General features: G+C 55.9%; 19 protein-coding genes. 9 read left to right on the top strand and 10 right to left on the bottom strand.

Going from position 1 to position 19988, the window contains the following annotated elements; all coding sequences use genetic code 11:
• Window positions 1–4: 4 nt before the first annotated feature.
• Both NR302_RS09735 and NR302_RS09730 read right to left on the bottom strand, forming a co-directional pair.
• Window positions 5–931: a glycine betaine ABC transporter substrate-binding protein gene (locus NR302_RS09735; protein ID WP_258145132.1), complete on the bottom strand. Its 927-nt coding sequence runs from the start codon at window positions 929–931 to the stop codon at window positions 5–7.
• A gap of 16 nt (window positions 932–947) precedes the next feature.
• On the bottom strand, window positions 948–1664 hold the full coding sequence (locus tag NR302_RS09730) for an ABC transporter permease (RefSeq protein ID WP_258145131.1): 717 nt from the start codon (window positions 1662–1664) through the stop codon (window positions 948–950).
• A 386-nt stretch (window positions 1665–2050) separates the two neighbouring features.
• On the opposite strand from NR302_RS09730, the gene NR302_RS09725 reads away from it, so the two are divergent.
• Entirely contained in the window at window positions 2051–3511 is a 1461-nt protein-coding gene (locus NR302_RS09725) for an MDR family MFS transporter (RefSeq protein ID WP_179450797.1), read from the top strand.
• A 31-nt stretch (window positions 3512–3542) separates the two neighbouring features.
• On the opposite strand, the gene NR302_RS09720 is transcribed toward NR302_RS09725, so the two are convergent.
• Entirely contained in the window at window positions 3543–3839 is a 297-nt protein-coding gene (locus tag NR302_RS09720) for a DUF1161 domain-containing protein (protein WP_258145182.1), read from the bottom strand.
• Window positions 3840–3891: 52 nt separating this feature from the next.
• Entirely contained in the window at window positions 3892–4227 is a 336-nt protein-coding gene (locus NR302_RS09715; protein ID WP_008108914.1) for a DUF1283 family protein, read from the bottom strand.
• Window positions 4228–4360: 133 nt separating this feature from the next.
• On the opposite strand from NR302_RS09715, the gene NR302_RS09710 reads away from it, so the two are divergent.
• Window positions 4361–4687 (top strand): YnfA family protein, encoded by a 327-nt coding sequence (locus NR302_RS09710; protein ID WP_036649651.1) that lies wholly within the window; start codon window positions 4361–4363, stop codon window positions 4685–4687.
• A gap of 82 nt (window positions 4688–4769) precedes the next feature.
• On the opposite strand, the gene ydfG is transcribed toward NR302_RS09710, so the two are convergent.
• Entirely contained in the window at window positions 4770–5516 is a 747-nt protein-coding gene (gene ydfG / locus NR302_RS09705) for a bifunctional NADP-dependent 3-hydroxy acid dehydrogenase/3-hydroxypropionate dehydrogenase YdfG (RefSeq protein WP_008104194.1), read from the bottom strand.
• 385 nt (window positions 5517–5901) lie between these two features.
• Here ydfG and guaD point away from each other — a divergent pair, with 385 nt between their 5' ends.
• From guaD to dcp, 5 genes are all read left to right on the top strand, one after another.
• A complete protein-coding gene (guaD, locus tag NR302_RS09700) occupies window positions 5902–7230 on the top strand; it encodes a guanine deaminase (protein WP_154156187.1) in 1329 nt (442 codons plus the stop codon).
• Window positions 7227–8669 carry a xanthine dehydrogenase small subunit gene (gene xdhA / locus NR302_RS09695; protein ID WP_258145130.1) on the top strand — a complete coding sequence of 481 codons (1443 nt, stop codon included), beginning with the start codon at window positions 7227–7229 and terminating at the stop codon, window positions 8667–8669. The genes guaD and xdhA overlap by 4 nt, the downstream gene beginning before the upstream one ends.
• Complete coding sequence (gene xdhB, locus NR302_RS09690) at window positions 8659–11025, top strand: xanthine dehydrogenase molybdopterin binding subunit (protein WP_258145129.1); 2367 nt, start codon at window positions 8659–8661, stop codon at window positions 11023–11025. The genes xdhA and xdhB overlap by 11 nt, the downstream gene beginning before the upstream one ends.
• Entirely contained in the window at window positions 11012–11794 is a 783-nt protein-coding gene (xdhC, locus tag NR302_RS09685; protein ID WP_258145128.1) for a xanthine dehydrogenase accessory protein XdhC, read from the top strand. The genes xdhB and xdhC overlap by 14 nt, the downstream gene beginning before the upstream one ends.
• A gap of 72 nt (window positions 11795–11866) precedes the next feature.
• Window positions 11867–13915 (top strand): peptidyl-dipeptidase Dcp, encoded by a 2049-nt coding sequence (gene dcp, locus NR302_RS09680; protein ID WP_258145127.1) that lies wholly within the window; start codon window positions 11867–11869, stop codon window positions 13913–13915.
• Window positions 13916–13939: 24 nt separating this feature from the next.
• On the opposite strand, the gene hpxO is transcribed toward dcp, so the two are convergent.
• A complete protein-coding gene (gene hpxO / locus NR302_RS09675; protein ID WP_258145126.1) occupies window positions 13940–15097 on the bottom strand; it encodes an FAD-dependent urate hydroxylase HpxO in 1158 nt (385 codons plus the stop codon).
• A 250-nt stretch (window positions 15098–15347) separates the two neighbouring features.
• On the opposite strand from hpxO, the gene NR302_RS09670 reads away from it, so the two are divergent.
• Together NR302_RS09670 and NR302_RS09665 are read left to right on the top strand one after the other, a co-directional pair.
• Entirely contained in the window at window positions 15348–15587 is a 240-nt protein-coding gene (locus NR302_RS09670; protein WP_154156175.1) for a hypothetical protein, read from the top strand.
• Between the two features lie 75 nt (window positions 15588–15662).
• Window positions 15663–16925 carry a phosphatase PAP2 family protein gene (locus NR302_RS09665; protein WP_258145125.1) on the top strand — a complete coding sequence of 421 codons (1263 nt, stop codon included), beginning with the start codon at window positions 15663–15665 and terminating at the stop codon, window positions 16923–16925.
• A gap of 56 nt (window positions 16926–16981) precedes the next feature.
• Here NR302_RS09665 and NR302_RS09660 read toward each other — a convergent pair whose 3' ends face one another.
• The 4 genes from NR302_RS09660 to NR302_RS09645 form a co-directional block, all read right to left on the bottom strand.
• Window positions 16982–17482, bottom strand: coding sequence for an RES family NAD+ phosphorylase (locus NR302_RS09660; RefSeq protein ID WP_154156171.1), 501 nt, complete (start codon window positions 17480–17482; stop codon window positions 16982–16984).
• Window positions 17482–17964, bottom strand: coding sequence for an antitoxin Xre/MbcA/ParS toxin-binding domain-containing protein (locus NR302_RS09655; RefSeq protein WP_008104173.1), 483 nt, complete (start codon window positions 17962–17964; stop codon window positions 17482–17484). The genes NR302_RS09660 and NR302_RS09655 overlap by 1 nt, the downstream gene beginning before the upstream one ends.
• A 103-nt stretch (window positions 17965–18067) precedes the next feature.
• Window positions 18068–18397 (bottom strand): DHCW motif cupin fold protein, encoded by a 330-nt coding sequence (locus NR302_RS09650; RefSeq protein ID WP_008104172.1) that lies wholly within the window; start codon window positions 18395–18397, stop codon window positions 18068–18070.
• A gap of 65 nt (window positions 18398–18462) precedes the next feature.
• Entirely contained in the window at window positions 18463–19947 is a 1485-nt protein-coding gene (locus NR302_RS09645; RefSeq protein WP_258145124.1) for an FGGY-family carbohydrate kinase, read from the bottom strand.
• Between the last annotated feature and the right edge of the window lie 41 nt (window positions 19948–19988).

The following is a 19988-nucleotide window of genomic DNA, read 5'->3' as shown; positions in this document are numbered from 1 at the left end:
CTCCTTACAGCATGTTCTTAGATTGAAGGAAATCACGCGCCACCTGTTGCGGCGACTGATGATCAATATCGACACGTTTGTTCATCTCGGTGATCGCTTCGTCATTAATCAATGCGGAAAGCTGATTAAGCGCCGTATCCAAGCCTGGATGGCTCTCCAGCACATCCTGACGCACCACCGGCGTGACGTTGTAACTCGGGAAGAAGTGCTTATCATCTTCTAACACTTTGAGTTCAAACCCTTTCACCCGGCCATCGGTGGTGTAGATCAAACCCGCGTCAACGAAGCCATCGCGAATCGCGTTGTAGACTAAGCCGGGATCCATCTGGCGAATCTGCGGACGATCGAGCGGCATGTTGTAGGCTTTCTGCAACGGCTTCAGGCCATCGGAGCGGCCTGAGAACTCCAGGTCCAAACCGAGTTTCCAGTTATGATCCGGATCGTTCTTGCGCACCTCTTCCAGCTTCGCCACCAGTTGCGACATGGTGTTGATGCCTTCTTTCTCCGCACGATCGCGTTGCATAGCAAACGCGTAGGTATTGTTCATCGGTGCCGGATTAAGCCAAACCAGTCCCAACTTCGCATCCAGTTGTTTTACTGTTTTATAAGCGTCTTCCGTCGACATCGGTTTATTGATGTGATTAAAGATGATCAGCGAGGTGCCGGTGTATTCCCACGTCATATCAATCTGTTTATTGATCATCGCGTTACGACCGATGGTAGTAGCGATGTTGGTTTTGGGGATCACCTGAAAACCTTTCTTCTGCAACCAGATCACCGTCATCGCGGAGAGGATGTGCTGCTCGGTAAAGCTCTTGGTTGCCATGGTGATTGGTGTTGCAGCAGCGGCGCTTTGGCTGATTGCCAGCGTCGCGGCGAGTGCCAGCGCAGTACGTTTTACCCAGCGCGCCAGCTTATTGGCAGTGGCCATCACAAAACTCCTTGTGTTAAGCCGCAGAGTGCGGGCTGAGATAACGTCCCAATGCTGCAAGCAGCATGTCGAGCAACAGCGCAACCAGCGCAGTTGCCACGGCGCCGAGGATCAGCGTAGGGAAGTCGTTGAGGTAGATGCCGGGGAAGATCAGCTCGCCAAAGCTGCTGGCGCCGATCAGAAACGCCAATGGCGCTGTGCCGACGTTAATCGCCGTGGCGATGCGCACGCCTGCCAGAATCACCGGCAGCGCACTGGGAATTTCCACCTGACGCAAACGCTGAAACTTCGTCATACCTATACCGTTGGCGGCTTCGATTAGCGACGGCGGTACCGCGCTTAAACCGGCAAAAGTATTACGCACAATCGGCAGCAGCGAGGCGAGAAACAGAGCAATCAGCGCGGGACGATCGCCGATACCGACAATCACCATCGCCAGCGCCAATACCGCCAGCGGTGGCAGCGTGTTACCCACGTTGAAGATTTGCATCACGTACTCTGCCCAGCGACGGGCAAACGGACGACTCAGCAAGATCCCGCTGGGAATCCCCACCAGCAGCGCAAAGAACATTGACCAAAACACCAAAAACAGATGCTGCTGCCCGAGATAAATCAAATCTTCCCGGCGGTCGCGCAGCGTATTCAGCCCCAGCCCCCAAACAAGCAGGGCAATCACCGCAACAATCGCGAGCAGAGCCAGCCCAGCGCGGCGGGCGAGCGATGCATTTTGCATAGCCAGTGTCTCCCTGATTCAAAAAATCGTTCGATGTGGTGATGTCATTCCCAGGATGGCGGCGCAGTGTCAAAAACGCACACACACGAAAATCCTTCACCCCGTTAAATTGCAGTTAAAATGACTATTAGCAGATGCTTTTTCAGTGAATAACTGGAAAGCACCGCTTAGACCTATAGCAATGCTTGTCGATAAGCGCCAGTTTCTGCGGCAAAATCAGACAGATAGAAATAATCAAAAACCGCATCTAACCCGCATGGAATAAGGCATCATCCGACAATAAAAAATTTTCATCGAAATAAGTGACGTCGTCACAGATGGGGCGCACGCAGAGGAAACTGGTCTGGTGAATTTTCAGCTAGCCTTGTTAGAAATTAGGGAGACGTATGACTGAAACTGCAGAATTGAACACGGAACATCGCCACTGGATTCTCATCGGCTGCATGCTCGCTATGTTTATGGCGGCGATTGAAGTCACCATCGTGGCCACCGCGATGCCGACCATCATTGCCGATCTTGGCGGCTTTTCGCAGTTTGGCTGGGTATTTTCCATCTATTTACTGACACAAGCGGTCAGCGTGCCCTTGTATGGCCGGCTGGCGGACATGTGGGGCCGCAAACGGCTGCTGTTTATTGGCGTTTCGCTGTTCCTGCTGGGATCAATTCTGTGCGGATTCGCCCACAGCATGACATGGCTGATTCTGTTTCGCGCCTTTCAGGGTTTAGGTGCTGGCGCGATTATGCCGCTGACCTCCACCATTGTGGCTGACGTCTATTCGCCGCGTGAACGCGCCAACGTACAAGGCTGGCTCTCCAGCGTCTGGGGCGTGGCGGCAATTATTGGCCCGCTGAGCGGCGCGTGGCTGGTGCAGCACTTTAGCTGGTCGGTGATTTTCTGGGTTAACGTACCGATTGGCGTGATTGCCATGCTGCTGCTGGCGCGCTTCCTTCCATCGCGTGAGCAAAATCAGGCCACCACGCTCAATCTCACCGGCAGCTGCTGGCTGATGATCTGCGTGACGGCATTATTAGTCGCGTTGTTGCAGGCTGAAGTACTCGGCTTCTGGCTGCTACCGTTCCTGCTGCTGGCAGTCATCGCCGCCTGGCGTTTAAAACATCATGAACAGCGTGCTGATGCGCCACTGTTTCCGCTAGAAATCTGGCGCAGTCGGCTCATCGTTGCTGGCAACATCGGCAACCTAATTATCGGTGCCAGCATGATGGGCATCAGCGCGTTTCTGCCAACGTGGATTCAGGGCATCACCGGCGGCACGCCGCTGCAGGCTGGCAGCGCGCTGGCGATGATGTCGATTGGCTGGCCGCTGGCGAGCACCTTAAGCGGCAGGTTAATGCTTATCACTTCCTATCGCTTCACCGCGCAGTTGGGCGCGCTGCTGCTGATTGCTGGCAGCGCGTTGCTGCTGTTACTGCGCAGCGACAGCTCAATCATGCAGGCGGGCTTCACCGCCTTTGTGATTGGCACCGGCATGGGCATGACCAGCACCACGTTTCTGGTATCGGTACAGAACCATGCGCATTACGACATTCGCGGCATTTGCACCGCATCAATCATGTTCAGCCGCATGATTGGTTCGGCGATTGGTACCGCGTTATTGGGCGCGGTACTGAACCTGAACTTGTCGCTGCGTCTGCCGCAGGCCGACGATCCGATGCAGAAAATCATGTCGCACGAAAGTCGCCAGGCGCTGCCGGAAGCGACATTGCATGACTGGACCGGACAAATCGCCAGCTCATTACATTGGGTGTTTGTGGTGTCGTTGCTGATTGCGCTGTTAACGCTGTGGGTGGCGTGGATGATGCCGCGGCAAAGGCCGGAAGTGGAGTAAAAGCAGGGCGGCCAGAGAGCCGCCCGAAAGGTTACTGTGCGGGCGCATCCTGAGAACTGCCTGCACCGTCTGGCACGCTGCTGTCGCCATCACGGCCATTTTTCTTGTAGACGATTTTCTGTGTGTCGTTCTCGCAATGACCCACAACCTGGCCGCCGACCTGATCAGCTTGATCATTGGCCACGATATCCAGCGTGAAGTCCGACTCGGCGACGCCGTTGTTGATAATTTTTTTGCTGATGTCCGCTTTGACACTTTCACAAGAAGCCTGCGCCAAAACCGGCAGCGACAACATCGCCATCAGCAGCACTGCATTACGTTTTTTCATCATTCACTCCTTTGGTCAGAAATCCTGTCAAAACTATAGCAGCGATAAACGATTAGGGTGCAAGTGGACGTCCGGTGCGGCGGTCAAGGCAACGCAGCGTATTCGGTTCCCAATAAGCGTTCACGTTGTAGCTCTTTTCACAGGAGTCGCGGGTATCAAAAGCTTTATCTGTTTTATCGAACTCTTTCTCGACGCGCGTATTGACCTTGTTACGCAGATTTTTAGTGTCGTTCCACTGCTCTTTGCTCTGGCGCGCAGCTTCATTGCTGGAGGCGCTGCTGCCATCTTCAATAATCAGGCGATCGGTTTTTGCCGAAGCGATGGGCGCAGCCATTAACAGGCTCGACGTCACCACGGTCGCCAACAGGGCGGAAAACAGTTTTTTCATCGTCATTTCCTTCAGTTAACACCAGCACAGCCGGGATCGCGGCTGTAACAACCATAGGCGCTAGTATATCATCGCTGCTTCTTTGCTCACCAGCGGTGAGCGCTTTGTTTAGCTTAGTGAGAGATTTTCTATGCTGGTAAAAACCGCCTTGCTGTTTTTTATCACTGCGATAGCGGAAATTGTTGGCTGTTTCCTGCCGTGGCTATGGTTGAAGAAGGGCATGACGGCCTGGCTGCTGGTGCCCGCCGCAGCGAGTCTGGCGCTGTTTGTATGGTTGTTGACGCTGCATCCCGCCGCGAGCGGGCGCGTCTATGCGGCCTACGGCGGCGTGTACGTGTTGACTGCATTAATCTGGCTGCGCGTGGTGGATGGCGTAAAACTCAGTACATGGGATTGGGTTGGCGCGCTGGTCGCCTTTAGCGGCATGTTGATTATTGTGACCGGCTGGGACCGCACCTAAATCGTAGGGTCGCCATTAATGGCGACCTCACTCGCATTGAGGTTGACCAGGTGCGCATGAATGCGCACCCTACAAAATCACATCAACCTTTATGCACTTTCAGTCCTGCGGTGGTTTGCGTCACCGGCATAATCTCCAGCGTATTGATGTTGACGTGCTTCGGCAGCGTCGTCACCCAATAGACCGCTTCAGTCACATCTTCCGCCGTTAACGCGGTGGTGCCTTCGTAAACCTGGCCCGCTTTATCGTCATCGCCTTTGAAGCGCACGTTGGAGAACTCGGTGCCGCCCACCAAACCTGGCTCGATATCGGTCACGCGCAGCGCGGTGCCGTGCAGGTCGGTACGTAGATTCAGGCTGAACTGGCGCACGAACGCTTTGGTCGCGCCATACACGTTGCCACCCAGATAGGGCCAGCTGCCTGCAATTGAACCGATATTCACGATATGACCGACGTTGCGCTCAACCATGGCAGGCAGCACCGCACGCGTCATGTACACCAACCCTTTGTTGTTGGTGTCGATCATATTTTCCCAGTCTTCGATATTGGCTTTGTGCGCCGGTTCCACACCCAACGCCAGGCCAGCATTGTTCACCAGCACATCAATATTGCGCCATTCAGCGGGCAGGGAGGCAATCACTTCATCGATGGCGGCGCGATTACGCACGTCCAGCTGAACGGTATACAGATTATCGCCCAACTCATCTTTCAACTCTTTTAAGCGCTCAGCGCGACGTCCGCTGGCGATCACTTTATGACCTGTAGCAATGAAGCGGCGGGTGATACTTTGACCAAAACCAGCAGTTGCGCCAGTAACAAAAATAATCATCTCACTGTTCCTTAAACGATTTCAGGTTATCAGCCACACCTTAGCATTAACCTCGAACCCATGCTCATGAAAACCAAAGGCAGCTTGTTGCAGGATTTTTCCTGCACATTGTGAGTGCATCAGCGCACCACAAAGACGCACGTTTGCGGGCGATGAACTCGCCATATCAGGTAAAACTTAACGCAATGTTAAATCGCAACCGTTTGCGAATACAGGCAACCGGTTGCGCACACGTTTGCCAGGCAAGCTTGACATAAAAACACGTCTAAACAACCTATAATATTGAAAGTAAACAGTATTTTTTATTCTTTGCATTGGCATGCGCTTTGCAAACTATCTTTAAGGCAATCACCTGCATTAATAAAAAAAGCACCAAGGAACCATTATGCCTTACGCACCCGAAACGCTGCTGCGCGCCAGCTTCTTTGATTTCACCGCTCTGGCCGCGCAGCCAGACGACATCGCTGCCAACGCGCGCTATCTCGAAGATGGCTTATTAACGCTACGTGACGGCAAAGTGGTCAGCCTTGAAAGCTGGCAAATCGCGGAAGGGCGCGTGGATCACACGCGCGTCACCGATCTGCGCGGCAAACTGATCGTGCCCGGCTTTATCGATACCCATATTCATTATCCGCAAACCGAGATGATCGGCGCCTTTGGCGAACAGCTGCTGGAATGGCTCAACCAATACACTTTCCCGGTAGAAAGCCAATATCACTGTCCCGATCACGCAGCAAAAATGTCAGCGTTCTTCCTGCATCAGCTATTGTCGAACGGCACGACAACAGCGCTGGTGTTCGGCACGGTGCATAAGCAGTCGGTTGATTCCCTGTTCAGCGCCGCACAGCAGCTGGATATGCGGCTCATCGCTGGCAAAGTGATGATGGATCGCAACGCACCGGAATACCTGACCGAAACGCCGGAAGAGAGCTATCAGCACACGCGCGAACTGATTGAGCGCTGGCATCAGCGCGGCCGCCTGAGCTATGCGCTTACGCCGCGCTTTGCGCCGACCTCGTCGCCCGAACTGCTGGATAAAGTGCGTCAGTTGCGCGAGGAGTTCCCTGACGTCTGGATGCACACGCACTTAAGTGAAAACCAGCAGGAGATCGCCTGGGTAAAAGCGTTATTCCCGGAGCACGAAGGCTATCTTGATGTCTATCATCACCACCAACTCACCGGCAAACGCAGCGTATTTGCGCACTGTTTGCATCTGGAAGATCAAGAGTGGCAGTGCCTGCGTGAAACCGATTCATCAATCGCCTTCTGCCCGACGTCAAACCTGTTCCTCGGCAGCGGCTTATTCAACATCAAACGCTGCTGGCAGCAGGGCGTACGCATGGGCATTGGCACCGACGTGGGCGCAGGCACCACCTTTAATCTGCTGCAAACGTTGGGCGAAGCGTACAAAGTCGGCCAGCTACAGCAGTACAAACTCAGCGCCTGCGAAGCGTTCTATCATGCCACTTTGGGCGGTGCACACGCGCTCGACCTCGATGACGTCATCGGCAACTTTAATCCCGGCAAAGAGGCCGATTTTGTGGTGCTCGATCCGGCCGTGTCGCCGCTGCAGAAGCTGCGCAACGCCAATAGCAAAGATATCTGGGAGCGGCTGTTTGTGATGATGACGCTCGGCGACGACCGCAACATTGCGCAAACCTGGGTGAGCGGCAAGCCGGTTTGGCAGCGCGAAAGTGAGGAGCAAATCGCATGATCCAGTTCTTACTCAACGATCGTTTAGTCACCGAACGCGAGATCGATCCCAATCTCACCGTGCTTAACTACCTGCGCGGCCAGCAGCAACGTCGCGGCACCAAAGAGGGCTGCGCCTCTGGCGACTGTGGTGCCTGCACCGTCACGCTCGGTAAAGTGGTGGATGGAGAGATGCAGTATCAGGCAGTCAACAGCTGTTTGACGCTGGTAAGCAGCCTGCAAGGCAAGCAACTGATCACGGTGGAAGATCTCAAGCAGGGGGGCGAACTGCACAGCGTGCAGCAAGCGATGGTCGATTGCCACGGCTCACAATGCGGTTACTGCACGCCGGGTTTTGTGATGTCGCTATTCACCTTACAAAAAAACAGCGCGGGCTGGAGCCGTCATCAGGCGGAACAGGCGCTGGCGGGCAATTTGTGTCGCTGTACCGGCTATCGTCCGATCATGGATGCGGCGAAGCAGGCGTGTGAACAACCTGATGCGGATGCCTTCAGCGCCAATGCACCCGCGTTAGTGCAGCGCTTACAGGCGCTCAGCAACGATGAAGTACAGATTATCGAAGCCGCGGGCAGCCGCTGCTATATGCCAAAAACGCTAGCGCAACTCGCCGATCTCTATCAGCAATATCCCGAAGCCCGCCTGGTGGCCGGCGGCACCGATCTGACGCTGCAAATTACCCAGCAATATAAGCGCTTGCCGCTATTGATTGCGTTGGAGCAGGTCGATGAGTTGAAGGTCTGCCATGAAGATGAAACACATCTCTATCTCGGCGCTGCCGCCTCATTGCATCATTGCTACCAGTTTTTAGCGCAGCACATTCCGGCGTTTAGCAGCATGCTGGAGCGTTTTGCCTCGTTGCAAATTCGTAATCAGGGCACGCTCGGCGGCAACATTGGCAACGCATCGCCGATTGGTGATTGCGCACCGATGCTGCTGGCACTGAATGCGCGTCTGGTTTTGCAGCAGGGCGATAAGCAGCGAGAAGTCCCGCTCGATCAATTCTTTACCGCGTATCGCCAAACGGTCTTGCTGCCGGGGGAATTCATTCGCAGCATCACCATTCCTAAAGTGACGGTGTCACCAAACTTTACTGCGTGGAAGGTGGCGAAACGGCTGGATGATGATATTTCCGCTGTATTTGCCGCCATCAATCTGCAAATCGAGGATCGAGTGATTGTGGAAGCGCGACTGGCTTTTGGTGGCATGGCCGCCACGCCGAAGCGTGCGCTGGCGGCTGAGGCACAATTGCTGGGCCAGCCGCTGAATCTCAGCGCCATCGAAAAAGCCTGCGCCGCATTAAGCGTTGATTTTCAGCCGCTGAGCGACTTCCGCGCCAGCGCCGATTATCGCCTGCAGGTGGCGCGCAATCTGTTGCGCCGCTACTACGCACAAGCGTCTGGCGAGCTGACCATTACCGAGGTATCGCGCTATGTCTCATAACCGTCCGGAACTGAACGAAACGCTGCTGAAAACCCAGTTCGCCACCGGCATGCAAACCGGCGTGGGACGCAGCAACAAACATGAAAGTGCCGACAAACATGTCTCCGGTGAGGCGCTGTATATCGACGACAAGCCCGATCTGCCGGGATTGCTGCATCTCTGTCCACGACTAAGCGAGCACGCGCATGCGCGCATCACCAAACTGGATGTGCAGCCGTGTTACGCGGTGCCGGGCGTGGTCAGCGTGCTGACCTGGCGTGATGTGCCAGGACTTAATGATGTCGGTCCGCTGGAACCCGGCGATCCGCTGCTGGCGCAGGACAAAATCGAATATTTCGGTCAGATCGTGATTGCCGTCGCGGCTGATTCTCCGGAAGCAGCGCGAGCCGGTGCCGCAGCGGCAATTGTTGAGTATGAAGCGCTGCCCGCAGTGCTCGACGTGCGTCATGCGCTGGAACAGCGTTTCTTTGTTCAGCAGCCGCATATTCACCAACGCGGTGATGCCGAAGCCGCGCTGGCGCGGGCGTCGCGGCGTATTCAGGGCGAATTTCACATCGGCGGTCAGGAACATTTCTATCTGGAAACCCAGACGGCGCTGGTGATCCCCGGCGAAGATGACAGCTTGCAGGTGTTCTCCTCAACGCAAAACCCCACCGAAGTGCAGAAGCTGGTGGCGGAAGTGATGGGCATCACCATGAACAAAGTCACCATTGATATGCGGCGCATGGGCGGCGGCTTTGGCGGCAAAGAGACCCAGGCGGCGGGCGTAGCGTGTTTGTGTGCCATTGCCGCGCGTCAGCTGCGTAAACCGGTGAAAATGCGCCTTGCGCGTCGCGACGACATGCAGATCACCGGCAAACGGCATCCGTTTTTTGTCCGCTACGATGTCGGCGTCGATGACGACGGTCGCTTCTGTGGCGTGAAGATCGATCTGGCTGGCAACTGCGGTTATTCGCTCGATCTCAGCGGATCGATAGTCGATCGCGCGATGTTCCACGCCGATAACGCCTATTACCTCGGCGATGCGCTGATTACCGGCTATCGCTGCCGCACGCATACCGCTTCGAACACCGCCTATCGTGGCTTCGGCGGACCGCAAGGCATGGTGGCGATTGAGCAAATCATGGATCACGTCGCACGCGAACTCGGATTAGATCCTCTCGAACTGCGCAAACGTAACTATTACGGCAAAACCGATCGCAACATCACCCATTACCACCAGCAGGTGGAAGACAATTTGCTGGATGAGATGACCGCGCAGTTAGAAACCAGCAGCGAATACGCCGCGCGCCGTGCCGAAATCAGTGCGTTTAACGCCAGCAACCGTTTTATGAAACGCGGATTGGCGCTGACGCCGGTGAAATTCGGCATCTCATTTACCTCCAGTTTCCTTAACCAGGCCGGCGCGCTGATTTTGATTTATACCGATGGCACGGTGCAGCTCAATCACGGCGGCACCGAAATGGGTCAGGGCCTAAACACCAAAGTGGCGCAGATTGTGGCGGAAGTGCTGCAGATTGATATCAGCCAGATTCAGGTCACTGCCACCGATACCGGTAAAGTGCCCAACACCTCGCCAACTGCAGCGTCCAGCGGAGCCGATCTCAACGGTAAAGCGGCGCAGAATGCCGCGCAAATCCTGCGCGATCGCTTAACCGAGATGCTGTGTCAGCAACATCAATGCGCTGCCGAAGCGGTGCATTTCAGCAACGGCATCGTGCGCGTTGGCGAGAAACACTTCACCTTCGCCCAGGTGGCGCAGCAAGCGTGGCTTAATCAGGTGCCGCTTTCCGCCACCGGTTTCTACAAAGTGCCGGGCATTCATTACGATCGCGCCGCCGGACGCGGCAAGCCGTTCTATTACTTCTCTTACGGCGCGGCTTGCTGTGAAGTGCTGGTGGATACGCTGACCGGTGAATATCGTTTGCTGCGCGCCGACATTTTGCATGATGTGGGCGCATCGCTGAATCCCGCGATTGATATCGGCCAGGTTGAGGGCGGTTTTGTGCAGGGCATGGGCTGGCTCACCTGCGAAGAGCTGGTGTGGAACGACAAGGGAAAATTGCTCACCGATGGCCCGGCCAGCTACAAAATCCCGGCGATCAGCGATGTACCGAGCGATTTGCGCGTCACGCTGGTAGAGAACCGCAAAAACCCGCAGGACACGGTGTTCCACTCCAAAGCCGTCGGCGAGCCGCCGTTTATGTTGGGCATCGCCGTGTGGTGTGCGTTGCAGGATGCGGTTGCCAGCGTCGATAACTATCGTCGCCATCCGCAGCTGGACGCGCCTGCCACGCCGGAGCGGGTGTTCTGGGGGATTCAGCGCTTATCAGGAGCGGACCATGATTTATCATGACTGGATCAGCGTGTTACACAGCCTGCGGGAAAAACGTGAAAGCTGCGTGTTAATCACCGTGCTGAGCGAGCGGGGCTCCGTGCCGCGCGATCGCGGCAGCAAAATGGTGGTCAGCGCCACTGACACCTTTCTGACCATTGGCGGCGGCCATCTTGAGTATCAATGCATTGCGCAGGCGCGTGAGATGCTGCAGCAGCGCTGCACTCAACCGCGCAGTGAAGAGTTTGCGCTGGCTGCGCGTCTCGGCCAATGCTGCGGCGGTCACGCCACTTTGCTGTTTGAACCGCTGATGCAGCAGCAGCCGGAAATCCAGGTGTACGGCGCAGGTCACGTTGGCCAGGCGCTGGTGAATCTGCTCGCGACCTTGCCGTGCCATATTACGTGGATTGATAGCCGCGCCGCGCAGTTTCGCGCCGTGCCGCCCGGCGTAATGGTGCGCCAGGTTGAGGATCCAATTGACTGCGTGCGGGAAGCCGCGCCTGACAGCTACTTTGTGGTGATGACGCACGATCATCCGCTCGATCTGGCGCTCAGCGAAGCGATTTTGCGGCGCGGCGATTTTCGCTATGCCGGTGTGATTGGTTCAGCTACCAAAGCCCAGCGTTTTCGTTATCGCTTAGAGGGCAAAGGCATTGCGGCAGATTCTCTCGCACGTCTGCGCTGCCCGATTGGTTTAGCGGATGTGAAGGGCAAGTTACCGGCGGAAATTGCCGTCGCGGTGGCAGGGGAAATCATCAGCGTTTATCAGCAGCAGGCGATAAGTTGTTGAGTGACGAGGAAACTGCCAGGATAGAACCATCCCGCCGCCACTGTGCGGCGTTGCTGATTATCAGGAGCGATAATGAATTCACGAGCCAATCCGTTTTTCACCGCCAGCACCTTGCCGTATCAAACCCCGCCATTTGACCAGATTCAGGAAGAGGATTTTCTGCCGGCGCTGGAAGCGGGTATCGAAGAGAAGCGGCGCGAAGTGGCGGCGATCGCCAGCAATCCTGACGCGCCAACCTTTGCCAACACCTATGAAGCGCTGGAGCGCAGCGGCCAGTTACTGAAGCGCGTAAATCTGGTGTTTGGCGCCATGACTTCCGCCAACACCAGCGATCGTTTGCAGGAAATCGATGAATTGATTACCCCGCAGCTGACCGCGCTCAATGATGAAATCTGCCTGAACAGCCAGCTGTTCGCTCGCCTCGATGCGGTTTACCAGCATCGCGGATCGCAGTGTCCGGATGCTGAAGCGATGCGTCTGGCGGAAGTCACCTGGCAGCACTTCCAGCTGGCAGGTGCCAGCCTGAACGACGCGGATAAAACCCAGCTGCGCGCCTGCAATCAGGAGCTGGCAAGCCTCAGCACCCGTTTCGGTAACAAGTTGCTGGCTGCCACCAAAGCCGGCGCTTATGTGGTGAGCAATGTGGCGGCGTTGGCCGGATTAAGCGAGGAAGAGCTGGCGCACGCCAAAGCGGCGGCCGAAGCGCGTGGTTTGCACGGCGAATGGCTGATTGCGCTGCAAAACACCACGCAGCAACCGGCGCTGCAGGCGCTGGAAGTGCGCGCCACGCGTGAAGCGCTGTTCCAGCAGGCGCTAACGCGCAGCGAGCAGGGCGATGATAACGACACACGCGACATCGTGTTACGCATGGCGCAACTGCGTGCGCAGCAGGCGAGTCTGCTCGGCTTCAAAACCTATGCCGAGTGGAGCATGCAGGATCAGATGGCGAAAACGCCGGAAGCGGCTTTTGCCTTTATGCGCAATATCGTTCCTGCCGCGCGGGCCCGCGCGGAACGCGAAGCCGCCGATATTCAGCAGGCGATTGAAGCCTCACATCACAGTTTCCCGCTGCGCGTCTGGGACTGGAATTTCTACGCAGAGAAGGTGCGCAAAGCCCAATACGCGCTGGATGAGAGTCAAATCCGTCCGTACTTTGAGCTGAATAATGTGCTGGAAAAGGGCGTATTCTGGTCGGCCAGCCAGCTGTTTGGTATTCGTTTTAGCCAACGCCACGATCTGCCGGTTTACCATCCGGACGTTAACGTTTACGAGATTTTCGATGCCGACGACACGCCGCTGGCGCTGTTCTACACCGACTTCTTCAAGCGTGATAACAAAAGCGGCGGCGCGTGGATGAGTAATTTCGTTGACCAAACCACGCTGCTCGGCACTAAGCCGGTAATCTACAACGTGTGCAACTACACCAAGCCGCAGGCAGGTCAGCCAGCGCTGCTGAGCTGGGATGAAGTGATTACGCTGTTCCACGAGTTTGGTCATGCGCTGCACGGCTTGTTCGCCACGCAACGCTATCCGAGCTTGTCGGGCACCGCCACGCCGCGCGACTTTGTCGAGTTCCCGTCGCAGATTAATGAGCATTGGGCCAGCAACGAAGCGGTGTTTGCCAACTATGCGCGCCACTACAAAACCGGTGAGGCGATGCCGGCCGAGCTGCGCGACAAAATGGTGCGCGCCGCGAAGTTCAACAAAGGCTACGACATGACCGAGCTGCTGGCTGCCGCGCTGCTGGATTTGCAGTGGCATTCACTGACCACGCACGACAATCCGCAGGACGTCAGCCACTTTGAATTACAGGCATTGGCTGCCGAAAACATTGCGCTGGCGGCCGTTCCTCCACGCTATCGCTCCAGCTATTTCCGTCATATTTGGGGCGGCGGTTATGCAGCCGGTTATTACGCCTATATCTGGACGCAGATGTTAGCCGATGACGGCTATCAAGCCTTTGTCGAACGCGGGGGATTAACGCGTGAAAACGGTCAGCAGTTCCGCGATCATATTTTGTCACGCGGTAACAGCACCGATTTGCAGCATCTGTGGCTGGCGTGGCGCGGCAAAGAGCCGGAGATCGGCCCAATGCTGAAAAACCGTGGATTAGAGTCGTAGGGTCGCCATTCATGGCGACCTGATTTAACCGAACGGCCCACCTTCAATCGTATCGCACATACCGGCCAGCACCCGCTCGCCGGTTTCGTTTTTCAAATCCGCATACCACGCCGCCGTCACTTCCGCATCTTTCGCATGGGTAACATCACAGCGCTTACGGGCCTTCAACACCAAATCTTTGGTGCGCTCCACGCGACGACTTTCATAGCGCAACAGCGCATCCTCAATCCCCAAAGAGTGTGACGCCAGCGTCTGCGCCAGCACCACTGCATCTTCCATCGCCGCACAACCGCCTTGCCCGATATCCGGCGTGGTGCTGTGTGCTGCATCGCCCAGCAACGCCACACGACCTTTAACGAAACGGTTAAACGGTTCGATATCGTGGATTTCCACGCGATTGGTGGTTTCCGGATTAAGGCGTTCTATCAGGCGCTGCACAGGTTCGGCCCAGCCGCTGAAGTAGCCTTTAAGGTCACTTTTCAGCGTTGCGCGATCTTCCGACAAGCCTTTTGGCAGCGGGACATCAAAGAAGAAGTAGAAGCGGTTGTCGCTGACCGGCATCAGCGACACGCGTTTGCCTTCGCCGACAAAAGTGGTCCACTGATCGGCGGGCGCAATCGCTTCATCAATCGTCACCAGGCCGTTCCAGTTGACGTAACCGGCGTAACGACGTTCGACGCTTTCGCCCAGTACATAGTGGCGGATCACCGAGTGCGTGCCATCGGCGGCAATCAGGAAATCACCTTCGGCCTGGCTACCGTCATCAAACCAGGCGGTGACGCCATGTTCAGTTTGCTCAACCTGGGTGACGCGTTTGCCAAAGCTAATGCGCGAACGTCCGTAGGTATCGATTAGCATCGCCTGCAATTCCGCGCGCGCCACCGGATAGGGATATTCACCCACCTGTTGCACCAGTGGTTCCATGCTGAAGCGGGTGAGCGTGCAGCCGCTGTGCGCATCGTTGTAGGCCATATACGCCATGTTGCCACCCAGCGCGCGCAGCGGCTCTTTCATGCCCAACGCGTTGAGACATTTCACGCCGTTGGGCCAGATGGAGATCGCCGCACCCACCGGCTTCATCTCTTTCACTGCTTCAAATACCGCGGTGTCAAAACCCGCTTTCTCCAGCGCAATCGCAGCACTCATACCGCCAATGCCCGCGCCAATCACAATCGCTTTCATATCCGTCTCCTTTGCTATGCATAAGAGACTGCAACTTTTGTACCAGATTCGCGGGCAAACCGAATGGCGGCTATCTCTTTGATTTTAAATTGGCGCAGCAGCATCTGGCTTTGTTGTCCTGCACTACAGTGGCGCACATTCATGCACTAAAGAAGGGCGATTTGAGATAAAGATTGAATCGATTGTTTCAGCATGGTAATTGGCGCCGCAGCAGCCATACTCTTTACACCCTTCCTGCGAGGACTCAATCATGAAATGGATAATGGCTTTAGCCTTGCTGTTCAGCGTCAGCGTGCTGGCACAACCGCAATGGCAGCCGGAACGAAAAGCGCCGGTGGTCCAACTGACGCCGATTGCCGCCAAGTGCGATGTTTCAGCCTGTCAGCAGAACTGTTATGTGCAGCAATCACAGTGCAAAAACGACAATAACGGCGGCTGCGGCTCGTTGGCACAAATTTGCGTACAAAACTGTGCCAGTCAGTGTCGTTAAGTGAAATAAATCTGTCATAACCGAGTGCTAGCGTGTTTCCCCGGCAAGGTAATATTTTGATAACAGGGGAAAATAATGAAAACCCGCTTCACACTGATTGCAATGGTTCTTCTGCTGGCACAGCAGGCACATGCGGTTTCACTGCCCAATGCGGCCGCGCTGGCAGGCTTAACCTCCACCGGTTCCACCTCCGCTTATAGCGATCTCGAGCAGCAATCACTGCAAGCTGAACGTCAGGCGCTGCAAGGCGACAGCAGCAAGCTGACGCGTGAGCAACTGGAAAAAGCTAAACAGACCGCGAAACAAGCCGATAAGCAGTGGCTGAAAAACAGCGGCTACGATTTCAAAACTAAAGAGAACCAGCAGGCCGGCATTGCGCTGCTGTCAGGCTTTAGCGCGTTGCCCGCCAGCGTGCTTGATGCCAGCCAGGCCACCGTTACCAATATCAATCTGAACGCCACGCAAAATGTGCGTCATCAGGCACTGGCCGATGCGGAAGCGATCAGCTATCTCTATTTCCTCTCTGATGCGCTCGGCCCACGTCTCGGCAAAGCCTTCCTCGCAGCTTACGACAAAGGTGAGATCGGCAAAGCGGCGGCGTTGATCAAAGCCAGTGAAGTCAGCACCAGCGCAGCCAAGAAACACTTTAACTATCCGCGACCGTTCCTGCGTGAAGGCAACAGCATTCATCTGGTACCGGACGATGTGGTGGTAAAAGACAACGTGCGTTACACCGCCGACGGCGGCTCTTTCCCGAGCGGCCACACCAATACCGGTTATACCGATGCTTTGTTGCTGGCCGAAATGGTGCCGGAACGTTTTGAAGCATTGGTAACACGCGGCGCGCGCTACGGTTATTCGCGTTTAGTATTGGGTGTGCATTACCCGCTGGATGTGATGGGTTCGCGCATGGTGGCGCAACGCAACGTGGCAAATTATCTCAACGATGCGCGCTATCAGGCGCTGTTTAGTGAAGCGCGCGATCAATTGCGTGCCGCGCTGGAGAAAGAGTGCGGCATGTCGCTGGCCGAGTGTGCGCGAAGCAATGGCAAGGATGATCCGTATCGCTCACCGGCAATGAAGCAGTTCTATCGTTTCACCATGAGCTACAACCTGCCGAAAGCCAATGTGCAGAACACGCCAGTTAAAGTTCCGCAGGGCGCGGAGATCCTGCTGAAGACCGCGTTGCCGCAGCTGTCTGATGCGCAGATTCGTAGCCTGATGGTGAAAAGCGCGCTGCCAAACGGTTATCCGCTGTCCGGCAACAGTGCGGATCAGTCATTCTGGCAACGTGTCGATTTAACGGCGGCATTTGCTTTAGCGAAACCGACTTTGTAGGGTCGCCATTTATGGTGACCAGATGCGCATGAATGCGCACCCTACGACAACTCTCGTCACGCTTTAATCCGACGATCAAGCGCGAAGGGCGCTGAAGTGGCTTTTGCAAAGAGGGCGGCGGCGGCGGGATGGTCGGGATTGAGAATGGCGTTGTCTTCACCGGTCAAAATGCTAGGTACCGTCAACAGCAAAGGTAAGCCGCCTTGCAAATCAAGGAACGCGGCGCCAATCGCTTGCGTCTCTTCCTGCTGCTGATACTTTTGCCAATCGCTGGGCAGCTTACTGCTGTCCAGCGCCATGATTTCGCTCTCAGGGATCGGCAGGGTAAAAATCACAAAGCGGCTCTTCTCCAGCATCGCTTTACCGGCATGCACCACCAGTTCTAGCGTTGCGAGTGCCTTTGAGCTGCTGAGGTAAACCGTTTTAATGCCGGGCGGATTCCAGCGTCCGCCCCATTTTTCAGCGCCAGCGCCGCTAAATGCCTCGCTGGCATACTCTTCTTTCACTAAACGATAAAACAATCGATGGGGAGCATCCGGTTCCTTCCGTTGCGTCATTACACAATCACTCCGTGTTCCAGGCGACCAATCAGCGTTAACACCGCATCACAGCCCGCAGGCGTGCTCAGCATCTCCATTGGCAAGGCATCATCCAGTGCCAACGCAGGTTGATACATCCAGTACATGGCAGCGTCAACGTCACCGGCAAATAATTGCAAAACGGCATCCAGAATTTCGAACACCTGATACACACGTGCGCCTTGCTCCACGGAGAGTTGCGATCCGGCCTTCTCACGGCGGCGATAGGTATTGCGATCGATCGAGACCATCTGGGCCACATCCAGCGGCGTTGCTTTCAGCACCGTGGCAGCGCGCTCAACGATGCCAACGTCCAGACCTTCGGTGATCAACTGATGTGCTTTCAGCGGATTACGCGGCAAGCCCATTTGATCCATAAAAGATTGCTGAGCGTGCTGAATCAGCGTCGGGTCGAAGACGCGTGCGGCATTGCCGTGATTGAATGGGGATGCAGTTGTCATAACAACCTCCTGTACAATGTTCATTTGAACATTTTGATAGCTCAAGTGTACACCACTGCGCAGAGGTTGTCATTTTTTGTACGATCATAAAACTAATGCATTGTTAATCAACAATAAACAGCTTTGCACCGCCGACGGTTGAGGAGCGGTGCGCTTCTGCATTGTCTGCGACCTGATAACTCACGCCCGGCGTTAACGTGAAGGTGCGACCATCTTCCAGTTCCGTCACCATTTCACCTTCGAGGCAAAGCAAAATATGGCCTTTGCTGCACCAGTGATCCGCCAGATAACCGGGTGAATACTCCACCATCCTGACCCGAATATCGCCAAAGCGTTGGGTGCGCCACAAAGCAAAACCTGCATCGCCGGGATGTTTTTCAGGCGCGATGTCGTTCCAGATGGTGATGCCGAAGGGAAGCTGATTGATCTGCATACGGATGTCCTTAAGTAGATAAGACAGCCATGATTAGCAGCGAGAGGGCAATTAAGCCAGTAAAATCAACCGGCTTCCTGCCACATCTCGCGCATCGCCAACTCCAGCTTCTTAAACACGCGATAACGCGTATCGTGAAACGCAACGCGATCCGCTCGCGGCAACAGCGCGCCGGGATTGATCTGCACCGCCTGCTGCGCAGCCTCGGCGAGATTCCGCCACGCGCCGACGCCCACACCGGCACACAATGCCGCGCCGAGCGCACCGGTTTCTTTGCACTCCGCAACGCGAATCGGTATGTCTAACACGTCAGCAAACATTTGCGGCCAGACGCAACTGCGCGCCGCGCCGCCCGACAAAATGGCCTGCGTAAAAGGGATGCCCGCCGCACGCAGGCGATCGATATGCGCCCGATGGGCAAAGGTCACGCCTTCAAACAGCGCGAACAGCATATCGGCGCGCGTATGCCAGCCGCCTAAGCCATAAAACCCGGCTTTGGCCGGTTCTGATTTGCGTCCGGAATAGAGGTAAGGGTGATAAAGCGGCAACTGCGCATTGGGTTGCACATGCGCCACGCTATCGCTGCTGCGCGCCGCGCCTTGACCGCCGCGACCGTCGTCAAATTCACGCAGGAACCAGTCGAGATTCGCCGCCGACGTCGCGCTGGCCTCAATCGCCATGTAACGATCTGACTCAATAATGGAGTTCATAAATACCGGACGCAGATAATCGGGTTTATCCACTACCACCTGATTGATGCTCCACGTCCCGGCGACAATCGAGGCTTCACCGGTGTTCACCACGCCAGAACCGACGGCGCTGGCCACCACATCAAAGATGCCCGCCACCACCGGAATGCGCGCCGGTAATCCGGTGAGCTGTGCAGCATGTTCTGTGACATGGCCAACCACCTCGCAGGATTCACGCAGTGCGGGCAGCAGGGCGAGTGCCTCTTCGATGCCGTAAAGCGCCATCAATTCACGGCTGTAGCCGCGCGCGCGATAATCAATCAATCCAGCCCCGGCGGCATCCGAAAAATCAGCGCTGATTGCACCACTGAGAAAATGGGCGATAACGTCTTTCGCTAACAGTAAATGGCCGATTTGCGCCCAACGTTCGGGCTGATGTTGTTTGATCCAACTGATCAACACTGGCGTTGCAGCTGGCCAGGGTTTTTGCAGCGAAATCTGGTAGATGCGCTTATCCGCGCCGCTGATTTCCAGCGCGTGCACCGTATCACAAGCGCGATGATCGATAGACTGAATACCAAACAGCGGCTGCTGATGCTTATCCAGCGCGTACAAACCGTTGCCGTGACCGGCCGCGCCAACCGCAATCACCTCGCTGGCTGGCGTTCCCGCCTGTTGCAGGCAACGGCTCACCGCATCGCAGACGCCATGCCAGATATCCGCCACCGGCCGTTCGGCGTAACCTTCCTGCGGACGATGGGTTTCTCCCGCGCACTCGGCCACCGATAATACGCGACCGTTGAGATCAAACAGCACCGCTTTGATCATGGTGTTTCCGGCATCAATACCGACTATCTTCATATCCGACTCCGTGCAACTGGCGAAGACGGCGCACCGCATAA

The organism is Pantoea sp. SOD02 (genome assembly GCF_024707505.1).
GTDB lineage: Bacteria > Pseudomonadota > Gammaproteobacteria > Enterobacterales > Enterobacteriaceae > Pantoea > Pantoea symbiotica.
This window is presented reverse-complemented; position numbering and strand designations above follow the sequence as displayed.

What these genes read in the sequence shown, in the direction of transcription:
- NR302_RS09735 (WP_258145132.1), bottom strand. Translation starts at nt 931, where the DNA reads ATGGCCACTGCCAATAAGCTGGCGCGCTGGGTAAAACGTACTGCGCTG.
- NR302_RS09730 (WP_258145131.1), bottom strand. Translation starts at nt 1,664, where the DNA reads ATGCAAAATGCATCGCTCGCCCGCCGCGCTGGGCTGGCTCTGCTCGCG.
- NR302_RS09725 (WP_179450797.1), top strand. Translation starts at nt 2,051, where the DNA reads ATGACTGAAACTGCAGAATTGAACACGGAACATCGCCACTGGATTCTC.
- NR302_RS09720 (WP_258145182.1), bottom strand. Translation starts at nt 3,839, where the DNA reads ATGAAAAAACGTAATGCAGTGCTGCTGATGGCGATGTTGTCGCTGCCG.
- NR302_RS09715 (WP_008108914.1), bottom strand. Translation starts at nt 4,227, where the DNA reads ATGAAAAAACTGTTTTCCGCCCTGTTGGCGACCGTGGTGACGTCGAGC.
- ydfG (WP_008104194.1), bottom strand. Translation starts at nt 5,516, where the DNA reads ATGATTATTTTTGTTACTGGCGCAACTGCTGGTTTTGGTCAAAGTATC.
- guaD (WP_154156187.1), top strand. Translation starts at nt 5,902, where the DNA reads ATGCCTTACGCACCCGAAACGCTGCTGCGCGCCAGCTTCTTTGATTTC.
- xdhA (WP_258145130.1), top strand. Translation starts at nt 7,227, where the DNA reads ATGATCCAGTTCTTACTCAACGATCGTTTAGTCACCGAACGCGAGATC.
- xdhB (WP_258145129.1), top strand. Translation starts at nt 8,659, where the DNA reads ATGTCTCATAACCGTCCGGAACTGAACGAAACGCTGCTGAAAACCCAG.
- xdhC (WP_258145128.1), top strand. Translation starts at nt 11,012, where the DNA reads ATGATTTATCATGACTGGATCAGCGTGTTACACAGCCTGCGGGAAAAA.
- dcp (WP_258145127.1), top strand. Translation starts at nt 11,867, where the DNA reads ATGAATTCACGAGCCAATCCGTTTTTCACCGCCAGCACCTTGCCGTAT.
- hpxO (WP_258145126.1), bottom strand. Translation starts at nt 15,097, where the DNA reads ATGAAAGCGATTGTGATTGGCGCGGGCATTGGCGGTATGAGTGCTGCG.
- NR302_RS09670 (WP_154156175.1), top strand. Translation starts at nt 15,348, where the DNA reads ATGAAATGGATAATGGCTTTAGCCTTGCTGTTCAGCGTCAGCGTGCTG.
- NR302_RS09665 (WP_258145125.1), top strand. Translation starts at nt 15,663, where the DNA reads ATGAAAACCCGCTTCACACTGATTGCAATGGTTCTTCTGCTGGCACAG.
- NR302_RS09660 (WP_154156171.1), bottom strand. Translation starts at nt 17,482, where the DNA reads ATGACGCAACGGAAGGAACCGGATGCTCCCCATCGATTGTTTTATCGT.
- NR302_RS09655 (WP_008104173.1), bottom strand. Translation starts at nt 17,964, where the DNA reads ATGACAACTGCATCCCCATTCAATCACGGCAATGCCGCACGCGTCTTC.
- NR302_RS09650 (WP_008104172.1), bottom strand. Translation starts at nt 18,397, where the DNA reads ATGCAGATCAATCAGCTTCCCTTCGGCATCACCATCTGGAACGACATC.
- NR302_RS09645 (WP_258145124.1), bottom strand. Translation starts at nt 19,947, where the DNA reads ATGAAGATAGTCGGTATTGATGCCGGAAACACCATGATCAAAGCGGTG.